Source organism: Nonomuraea deserti (assembly GCF_004348685.1).
In the GTDB taxonomy this organism is placed as follows: Bacteria; Actinomycetota; Actinomycetes; order Streptosporangiales; family Streptosporangiaceae; genus Nonomuraea; species Nonomuraea deserti.
Genome location: NZ_SMKO01000108.1, coordinates 24,386 through 30,670 on the forward strand (window position 1 = coordinate 24,386; position 6,285 = coordinate 30,670).

8 protein-coding genes are annotated in these 6,285 nt (G+C 69.7%); 4 read left to right on the forward strand and 4 right to left on the reverse strand.

Going from position 1 to position 6,285, the window contains the following annotated elements; genetic code table 11:
• The first annotated feature begins 21 nt into the window (after positions 1–21).
• The 4 genes from E1292_RS31090 to E1292_RS31105 all read left to right on the forward strand — a co-directional run bounded on the left by E1292_RS31090 (position 22) and on the right by E1292_RS31105 (position 3,013).
• On the forward strand, positions 22–369 hold the full coding sequence (locus E1292_RS31090) for an STAS domain-containing protein (protein ID WP_132599346.1): 348 nt from the start codon (positions 22–24) through the stop codon (positions 367–369).
• Between the two features lie 38 nt (positions 370–407).
• Complete coding sequence (locus tag E1292_RS31095; protein WP_132599348.1) at positions 408–1,295, forward strand: GNAT family N-acetyltransferase; 888 nt, start codon at positions 408–410, stop codon at positions 1,293–1,295.
• Positions 1,292–2,131 (forward strand): LLM class flavin-dependent oxidoreductase, encoded by an 840-nt coding sequence (locus tag E1292_RS31100; protein ID WP_132599350.1) that lies wholly within the window; start codon positions 1,292–1,294, stop codon positions 2,129–2,131. Before E1292_RS31095 ends, E1292_RS31100 begins: the two co-directional genes overlap by 4 nt.
• A 150-nt stretch (positions 2,132–2,281) precedes the next feature.
• Positions 2,282–3,013, forward strand: coding sequence for a hypothetical protein (locus E1292_RS31105; protein ID WP_132599352.1), 732 nt, complete (start codon positions 2,282–2,284; stop codon positions 3,011–3,013).
• A 13-nt stretch (positions 3,014–3,026) separates the two neighbouring features.
• Here E1292_RS31105 and E1292_RS31110 read toward each other — a convergent pair whose 3' ends face one another.
• The 4 genes from E1292_RS31110 to E1292_RS31125 all read right to left on the reverse strand — a co-directional run.
• Complete coding sequence (locus E1292_RS31110; RefSeq protein ID WP_132599354.1) at positions 3,027–3,851, reverse strand: hypothetical protein; 825 nt, start codon at positions 3,849–3,851, stop codon at positions 3,027–3,029.
• Positions 3,852–4,005: 154 nt separating this feature from the next.
• Positions 4,006–5,145 (reverse strand): hypothetical protein, encoded by a 1,140-nt coding sequence (locus E1292_RS31115; RefSeq protein ID WP_132599356.1) that lies wholly within the window; start codon positions 5,143–5,145, stop codon positions 4,006–4,008.
• 127 nt (positions 5,146–5,272) lie between these two features.
• Positions 5,273–5,665 carry a VOC family protein gene (locus E1292_RS31120; protein WP_132599358.1) on the reverse strand — a complete coding sequence of 131 codons (393 nt, stop codon included), beginning with the start codon at positions 5,663–5,665 and terminating at the stop codon, positions 5,273–5,275.
• A gap of 50 nt (positions 5,666–5,715) precedes the next feature.
• Positions 5,716–6,285, reverse strand: a 570-nt coding sequence (locus E1292_RS31125; RefSeq protein WP_181958323.1) for a C39 family peptidase, incomplete at its 5' end; no start/stop codon positions are given.

The following is a 6,285-nucleotide window of genomic DNA, read 5'->3' on the forward strand; positions in this document are numbered from 1 at the left end:
AGGTCGGGACAGGTGAGGCCCATGGTGGTCAGACAGTGGCGAGAGGACCGCTGCACGGTCGTTCACATCGTGGGCGACCTTGACGTGGCAGGGGCTCCAAGGCTGCAGGCCGAGCTGGAGCAGGCGTTGGCCGCCGCCGACCCGCTCAATCTCGTCATCGACCTGACCGAGGTCCCCTTCTGCGACTCCGTCGGCCTGGGCGTGCTGGTCTCCACGTTCAACCAGGTCCACCAGCGGCGCGGCCGCCTGATCCTCGTGGTCGCCCCCGGCATGATCCGCCACCTGCTGACGATCACCAACCTCGACCACCATTTCGAGACCACGGAGTCGCTCGGCGAGGCGCGCACGGCCCTGGACGACGCCGCCTGACCCGCGGGCGGCTTGATCCGCGGGAGGTGTGCGAGAAGATGTCATCGTGGGCACACCTGCGGGAGCCCCCCTACGCGCGCATGGAGGCTTTCACGTTGTTCGACCAGTTCCCCGAGCCTGCCCGCTCCCAACTGGTGTCCGCCTTCGACGAGGGCAAGACGCGGCCCGAGTGGTGCTTCACGGAAGGGCAGGCCCGCCTCGCCTACTGGGCGCCCTTTCCCGGCTCCGAACCGGTGATCACCTGGCAGTTCGACCCCGGGCCCGACCCCGTCGCCGCCGCCGGCCTGTTGCGCCGCAGCCTGGCGGAGATGGGCCTGAGCAAGATAATCCACGACATCCCCCTCAAACCCGGGCTCTCCCCCGTCGTCGACCGTGCCGTCGAGCACGAGGCCCTGGCCCTGGCCGGCTTCACCATGGAGGTCGAGCGGCTCATGCTCGAATGGGCGGCGGGCACCGACCTGCCCGACGACCCCGGCCGGCTGGCCTACCGCCCCGCTCGCCCCATGGACCCGTCCTACGTGCTCGACATCCTCATCCGCGTGTCCGAGGGCTCGCTCGACCACGACACCCAGGTCGAGGTGGCCACCGTGGGAGCCGAGCGCGAGGCCCGGTGGATGTACGACGACCTGATCAACCGCAAGGCCAAACCCGACTGGTGGGTCATCGGTTACCTGGGCGACACACCCGTCGGGCTGGTGGCCCCCGACGACCACTCCATCGCCTACATCGGGGTGCTCCCGGAGCACCGCGGCCACGGCTACGTCCACGACCTGCTGGCCAGGGGCACCCGCACGCTCGCCGAGGCCGGCGTGCCGCGCATCGTCGCGGCCACCGACGCCGCCAACATCCCGACGGCCGGCGCGTTCCTGCGCGCCGGATACTCGGAGGTCGGCCGGCTCTACCGCTACTACTGGAGAGCACCATGAGGCTTGGCGTCATCTTCGACCGGGACCTGCCGCCCGAGCAGCTGATCCCGTTCGCCGGAGAGCTCGACGGCACCGCCGCCGACGACCTGTGGGTGGTGGAGGACCTCGGCTGGACGGGCGGCGTCTCGGCGGCGGCCACCGCGCTCGCCGTCACGTCCCGGCTGCGCGTCGGCATCGGCATCACCCCCGCTCCCCTGCGCAACCCGATGCTGCTGGCGATGGAGCTGGCCAACCTGGCCCGCATGCATCCCGGGCGGCTGGCCGCCGGCATCGGGCACGGCGTACCCGGCTGGATGGCCCAGGTCGGCGCCGCCGTTCCCTCGCCGCTGTCACTCCTGGAGGAGACGATCACGTCCGTACGCGCGCTGCTGCGCGGCGAGACGGTCACCCTGCACGGCCGGTCCGTACGTCTCGACGGCGTGTCGCTGGTGCACCCGCCGGCCGAGCCGCCGCCCGTGCTCGCCGGGGTGAAGGGCCCGCGCTCGCTGGCGCTGTCGGGACGGGTCGCGCAGGGCACGATCGTGCCCGAAGGCATCGGTCCCGCGCAGCTGCCCGGCATCCGGGCGCAGATCGGCGGCGGCGCGGATCACGAGCTCGTGGTCTTCACCTACCTGCACACGGGGGCCGGCGCCGCCGAGGCGGTCGAGGAGGCGGTGGCCGGGCAGGCGGAGTTCCTGGGGGTCTCGCCCGCGGACGTGGTGATGGCCACCGGGACACCGGAGGAGGCGGCGGCGCAGGTCAAGAGCCTGTGGGCGGCCGGCGCCGACACGGTCGCGGTGCGCCCGCTGGGGTCGGGCCCGCTGCGCCACGTCCACGCGCTGCTGTCGGCCCTTTGACGCGGCCGAGGAACCTGCCTTCGACGGATGGCCGAAGGGCCGAGCCGGGGAGCCGCCTCCGGGCCAATGGCCGAATGGCCGATGGGGCGCCGGCGGCGGTCGGTCCTACGGCCGATGGCGGGCGAGTGGCGCTCGGCCACCATCGTCCCCATGAGACAGATCTCCTTATCGGCGGCCTGCGCGGCGGCCGTGGCGCTGGCCGCGACGGGCTGCGGCGTGGAGCTCGACGCCGCGGAGGTGCGCTCCGCGGAGTCGTTCGCCTTCACGGGGGCCGCGTTGCGGATCCGGTCCTCCGTGGGCGGCGTGCGCGTGCTCCAGGGAGCCGGAGGGCGGGTCGAGGTAGAGCGGTGGGTGCGCGGCAAGGCCGCTGACGAGGGCAACGCCACCTGGTCGCTGCGCGACGGCACGCTCCGCCTCAGCGCCGACTGCAACATGGTCATGGGCGACTGCGGCGCCCGCTACCACGTCCGCGTCCCGCCCGGCGTGCGACTGTCGGTCGAAGCGGGCGACGGCGTCATCCTCAAGGGTCTCGCCCAGGACGTGGACGTGGTGAGCCGCGACCGCATCCAGGTGACGGGCGCCTCCGGACGGCTGCGGCTGCGCAGCGAGGGCCCGATCACGGCCGAGCACCTGACGTCGGAGGCGGTCAGGTGCCGGACGCTCGACGGGCGGATCGACGTGGCCTTCGACCGTCCACCCTCCGACCTCGACCTGCTCTCACGCGAGGGCAGGGTGACCGCGAAGGTGCCTCCCGGCTCGTACGCGGTCACGGCCGCGAGCAAGGAGGGCCGCGAACGCACCACGGTCAGGCGCGAGCCCGGGAGCTCCCGCACCATCGTCGCCCGCAGCAGGTCGGGAGACGTCCGCGTCCTCGCCAAGTGAGCGCGGCGACGTCCTACTCCCAGATGGCGGCGTACTTGCCGTTCTCGGCGTTCACCTGAACGGGGTGCAGCCCCCGCTTCTTGAAGGCGTTGAACCGCTGCTGGTAGCCGGCCGCGGACATGTCGATGTAGTGGGCCCAGGACCTGCGCCCGTCCTTGCGCCACACGGCCGTGTACGTGCCGTCGGGCGCCACCGCCACCTTGACCGGCCGGTAGCCCTCCGCCTTCTTCTCGGCGGTCTCCGCCTGGTGCCGCTGGCGCGACAGGCCGTACGTGTAGTACCAGCCGCCGCCGGAGTTGGCGGTCCACACGCCCACGTAGCGGATGTCACCGGGGGTGCCGTAGGCGTCGACGGAGGTGAGGGCGAGCCCGTTGGCGGCGGCCTTCTTGTTGTAGGCGCTGAACTGTTCGGGCGTGAGGCCGTGCTTGGTGAGGAACTTCGTGGGCCGCTTCTCCCAGATGGCGGTGAACAGGGCGGAGGAGCCCGAGCCCGTGGCGGAGACGGAGATCGGCAACGCGCCCTCCTTCATGGCCGCGTCGAACTTCTTCTGGAAGTCGGCGGGCGACATCCCCTGCCAGATGCCCCACTCCGGCGACGAGCCGCTCTTGATCCACACGGCCGCGTAGCGCTCTCCGTCGGAGACGTTCACCGTGATCGGCCGGTAGCCCTGGCGCTTGAGCTTGTGCACCAGCGCCACGCTCTCGGAGGCGCTGGCGTCGTGGTAGGCGTACCACGCCGGCGCCGCCTGGGCCGTGGCCGCGGGAGCCACGGCCACGGCCGGAGCGGCGAGCCCGGCTACCACGGATGCGACGACTGCGATCTTCCTCTTGGTCTGCATGACCCTCCCCAGACAGGATTTTTTACCAGGTTTTTAAGGCAAGGTAAGACCATAACAGGGGATAGGTGCGGACCGCTGGCGAGTGTTGTGGGCCGCGGCAAGCGTGGACGCCGGGTCAAGTGCCGGTTCACCCTCGGTCAAGAGGGCGGCGGGCTCAGCCGACCTTGGTGAACGGCGTCGGCACCTGGCCCGTCCAGCGGTAGAGCTCGGCGTGCCCGGTGTGCTTGGTCTCGCCGTCCTCCGTGATCCTGCCGGCCCTGGACGCGTAGTAGCGGCCCCGGCCGAGCGAGATCAGGCCGTACTCGCCGGTGAACTCCCACCCGCGCACGCCCGACTCCTCGTGCTCCAGCCCGCCCGGCGCCAGGGCGAGCAGGTTGCCCTGCTCGGGCTCCGGCTGGCCGACGATCTCGCCCTTCCTGGGCCGCTCGTCGCCCTTCACCATGAAGAAGGAGTAGTTGGGGAACTGCGGCTTCTTACCCTTGTACACGGCCATCATCCAGTTGCCCGTATGGTCGTCGTACTCCAGGTTCTGCACGCCGTAGGTGGTGTTGCCGGTGTAGACGAAGTATTTCCCGTCCACCTTCTCGGGGCCGCTGGTGTGCGGGTCGTTCTCGGTGAGCGGCTTCTCGTACTTCTTCCACTGGCTGATGTCGTACTGGAGGAGGACCTGGTGGTCGTTGTCCTCCCTGCCGACGTGGGAGTAGATGCCGTACGCGACGGTCAGCCGCTCCTTGCCGTGCTTCCTGCCGAACTCCGGCCCGAACGACACGCCGTCGATGCCGCTGCACCCGTACCTGTGGTCGGGGGTCTCGGCGATGTTGCCGTCGAACTTGCCGTCGCCGTTCATGTCGGCGGCGTAGTCGTCGACGACCTCCTTGAGGTAGACGGTCCTGACCACGTCGGTGGTCTGCGCGTCCATGTTCATGCTGGTGATGCGGTCGACGTCGAAGATCGCGATGTAGAACGACTCCTGCTCCTTGTACTCCAGGGAGCCGTACACCCGCCCGTCCTTGGCGTTGAAGTCAAGGTCGCCGAGATGCCCCGTGAAGCCCGTCACCGACCCGACCGGGTTGCCCTTGAGGTCGGTCTTGACGAGCAGGTTGGTGAAGGAGAAGTACATGTACCCCTTGCGTTGGTCGATGGCGATGCCCTGGACGTGGCCGGCGGTCCAGGCGCCACCGTAGATCTCCTTCGGGAGGTCCCGGGGACGGTCGGCGGGGGTGGCGGAGACCGCGGAGGAGAGCAGGCCGAAGGTGGCGGCGGCGGCGAGGGTGAGTGTCAGGACCTTGCGCATGATGCAGTACCCGTTCCGGTTTAAGGATCAGACCGAAACGAGACGGTATACCGACCGGGTGCCGTTGTCTGACATTTACCTGAACCAGCCGTGAAGGGCCGACAAACTACGCACCCACGGACAAGGGCTATGTGGGCGTATCGGCAGCGACCAGTTCGACTTCGAAGCCGTCGCGGTCCTCCAGGTAGGCGGCGTAGTGCTCGTTCCCTCCTGCATGGGGGTGGCGGTCGGGGAACAGCAGGGTCCAGCCGTGCGCCGGCGCCTGCCTCACCAGCTCGTCGAGCCGGGCCCGGCCGTCCACGTGGAAGGCCAGGTGGTTCAGGCCGGGGCGGCAGCGGTCGTGCCGGTCGGCGGTGAGCGCCGGCGACTGCTCCAGCACCACGTACGTACGCCCCGACCGCCAGCTACGGCCGTCGCTCCACTCCTGGTAGGGGGTGTAGCCGAGGGCCTGCAGCAGCCACTGCCAGCTCTCGGCGGCACGCCCCAGGTCGGGCACCCAGAGCTCGACGTGATGCAGCACCCGAGCAGTAGATCAGAGTTTCGACCAGCCCGGCTACAGGACCTCGGGGCTCAGCGCTTCGAGATGTAGTACATGTTGCCGCCCGGCTGCAGGACCTTGGCCAGGGTGGAGGCGTTGATGGTGTGGGAGCCGCCGGTCGGCTTCCAGGGGTCGTAGACGGTGATGGTGTTCGCGAGCTTGTCGTAGCCGTACGCGATGATCGCGTGACCGACCTTCGAGCCCTTGACCTTGCCCTTGTTCCAGGGCAGCTGCTCCATCCACACCGCGAGCACCGGCGCCTTGTGCAGCTCGCCCACCTGGGTGGAGACCCGGTCCATGAGCACCAGCGCGTTGCCGTCGGCGTCCGTCGTGCTGGTGACCTTGTACCCCTTCGACTTGAGGTACGTGTTGACCACAGGAATGGCGTACTTGCCCTTGGTGCCGCCGGAGGCGGTGGTCTTCATCTTCTTGGCCAGGGTCGACTGGCTGACCTTGACGCCGAAGGTCGACAGGCTCATCGACGACGAGGCGGGCACACAGTAGTAGTTGGTCTTCTGGTACTGGCCTTTCAGGCTGACCTTGTACTTCAGCGGGCTGAGCAGGCCCTTGGTGCTGGCGGTCGGCGTCGGGGAGGACGCGGG